General features: G+C 61.1%; 2 protein-coding genes and 2 pseudogenes. All 4 read left to right on the top strand.

Annotation, left to right across the window (positions count from 1 at the left end; all coding sequences use genetic code 11):
- Window positions 1–291, top strand: a pseudogene (locus JCM25156_RS13320) (sulfonate ABC transporter ATP-binding protein); the annotation flags it as partial.
- Between the two features lie 87 nt (window positions 292–378).
- A pseudogene (locus JCM25156_RS31255) lies at window positions 379–825 on the top strand (PhnD/SsuA/transferrin family substrate-binding protein); the annotation flags it as partial.
- 53 nt (window positions 826–878) lie between these two features.
- Window positions 879–1,301, top strand: a complete 423-nt coding sequence (locus JCM25156_RS31250; RefSeq protein WP_242402658.1) for a type 2 periplasmic-binding domain-containing protein — start codon at window positions 879–881, stop codon at window positions 1,299–1,301.
- 477 nt (window positions 1,302–1,778) lie between these two features.
- A partial coding sequence (locus JCM25156_RS13305; RefSeq protein ID WP_025813463.1) for an LLM class flavin-dependent oxidoreductase occupies window positions 1,779–2,672 on the top strand: 894 nt, incomplete at its 3' end.

Genomic DNA, 2,672 nt, shown 5'->3' with positions numbered 1-2,672 from the left:
CCGGACTTCCTGATGCTGGACGAACCTTTCGCCGCGCTTGACGCGCTGACCCGCCTGAAGATGCAGCGTCTGGTCGCGGCATTGTGGCGGCGCCATCGCTGTGCCGTCCTGCTGGTCACGCATGATGTGGATGAGGCGATCCTGCTGGCGGACCGGGCGGTGGTTCTGGAAGCCGGACGTATCCGGACGGATCTTCCCATCCCGCTGGAGCGGCCCCGCCGACATACCGACCCCGGTTTCGAACGCTTCCGCCAGACATTGCTGGATGCGCTGGGCGTGCATGACGACTGACGCACCTCGCTGGCAATATTAATAAGGGAGAAAGGATTTGTTGTTTTCAAGGCGTCAGGTCGTGGCGGTTCTCGCAGCCAGGGGGTCATGGCCGGTATTCCGTGGCGCGCGCGTGGCGCGACCCGGACGATCCGGGTTGGCTACCAGAAATACGGCACGCTCATCTTGCTGAAAACGAAGGGGTTTCTTGAAGATGCGCTGCGTCCTGCCGGGATCGGGGTGGAGTGGGCCCAGTTCCCCGCCGGGCCACCGCTGTTGCAGGCGCTGGTGGCTGGTGCGCTGGATTTCGGGCAGACGGGGGATCTGCCGCCGGTCTTTGTTCAGGCGTCATCGCCCGATGCGCTGGTTTATGCCGGGCATGAAGCGCGGTGTGGCGCCAGTGAGGCGATCATCGTTCCAGCCTCCAGTACGATCCGCTCGGTCGCTGACCTGAAAGGCAGGCGTGTTGCGGTCACGCGGGGGGCGGATGCCCACTGGCTGTTGGTCGCCTCACTTCGCAAACATGGCCTGACCCTTGGTGATGTTTCAGTATCCTATCTTCTTCCCGCTGCGGCGCGCCCGGCCTTCGAGACGGGGCAGGTCGATGCGTGGGCGATCTGGGATCCTATCTGTCCGGGGCGGATGCCGATACCCGGACCATCGCCACCGGCGATGACGTGGAGGGAGGCACTGCGTTCTATCTCGCCCGCCGTGGATTTTTTGAGGAGAGCCCCGATCTGGTGCGCACCGTCCTTGCGGCGGTGGCGAAATGCGATGACTGGGCCGCGAACCACAGGGATGAAGTCATTGCCCTGCTTGCGCGCAGCACGGGCCTGGCGCCCGATGTGGTCGCCCGTTCACTCGCGAAGCTGCGGTACGGCCTTTTGCCCATGACGCCCGACGTGGTGGCGGGCCAGCAGGCGATCGCTGACGGTTTTCACGCAGCGGGCCTGCTGACACGGTGCCGGATGTGGCCGCCGCAGCGCCGAAACTTCTTTGAGGGACCAGTCAGCTTTCAGGACGCCGTTTGAAAACAGCCGATGGATGAAAAAATCTTTACCAGAACTTCCTTATGAGAACAGGGCATTTCGTGGACTGGCTGTTTCAGACAGTCCCCAGGATCGCAGCGGGCAATGGCGGGCTGTGTGGAAGGTTCCACGGATATTTCAGATGACAGAATAACTGCGAATGATCGTTGTTTATCACGATGTTGATATATGCGCATAAAACAACGTAAATAGATCACACATCGAGCGAATCACGTTGACTAATGATGCTTTATGCGGGACGATAATCGAAATAAAACGATAATATATTGTGGAATATGGGGCGTTCCCGGTCGCCGGATAAATCGAAGCCGGAATTACGGTCTGGAAAACGCCTGATGATTTTCGTGATGTCGATTGCCCTGGGGTGAACCTGTGGCTTCGCCTGTCTCGCCCAGACCATTCCGCCGTTACGCGGTCCTGCGCGGCGGTTCCTGACAATATCCAGCTTCATGAGAGTGTATGATGGTTCAGGCTCCTGAAAAGATAAATGTCCTGTGGTTTCTGCCAACACATGGGGAAACACGTTACCTGGGCTCGGCGGAAGGGGGGCGTTCGGTCGATCTGGCCTACCTGCAACAGGTAGCCCGTGCTGCGGATAGTTTGGGCTTTTATGGCGTGCTGATTCCCACCGGCCGCAGTTGCGAGGATTCCTGGGTGGTCGCCTCCGCCCTCGTGCCGACGACCGAGCGGCTGAATTTCCTGATCGCCCTGCGCCCCGGCCTGCTGTCGCCCACTCTGGCCGCCCGGATGACGGCGACACTGGACCGCCTGTCGGCCGGCCGTCTGCGGATCAATATCGTCACCGGTGGCGACCCGAAGGAGAATGCGGGGGATGGTGTCTTTCTTGACCACGCGGAACGCTACGCGGTTACGGATGAGTTCCTTGATATTTATTCACGGCTGATGCGTGGCGAGAGGGTGACGCATCAGGGGCCGCATTTCCATATCGAGGACGGACATCTGCTCTTTCCGCCGTACCAGAAAAATGGTCCGCCACTCTATTTTGGCGGTTCGTCCGATGAAGGAATTCGCGTTGCCGCCAGACGGGTTGACAAATACCTGACCTGGGGCGAGCCGCCCGCGCAGGTGCGTGAAAAGATCGCCCGTGTTCGCGCGGCGGCGGAGAAGGAGGGGCGGGAACTGAGCTTTGGCATCAGGTTGCACGTCATCGTCCGCGAAACCACGGCGGAGGCCTGGGCTGCGGCAGACAGGCTGATTTCACGACTGGATGACGCGGCGATCGCGAAGGCGCAGGCCATCTTCTCGCGCATCAGTTCGGTGGGGCAGCAGCGAATGGCCGCCCTGCATGGCGGGCGGCGCGACCGGCTGGAGGTCAGCCCCAACCTGTGGGCG

Source organism: Komagataeibacter kakiaceti JCM 25156 (assembly GCF_000613305.1).
The sequence above is the reverse complement of the archived record's forward strand: the minus strand, read 5'-3'. Positions and strand labels throughout refer to the sequence as shown.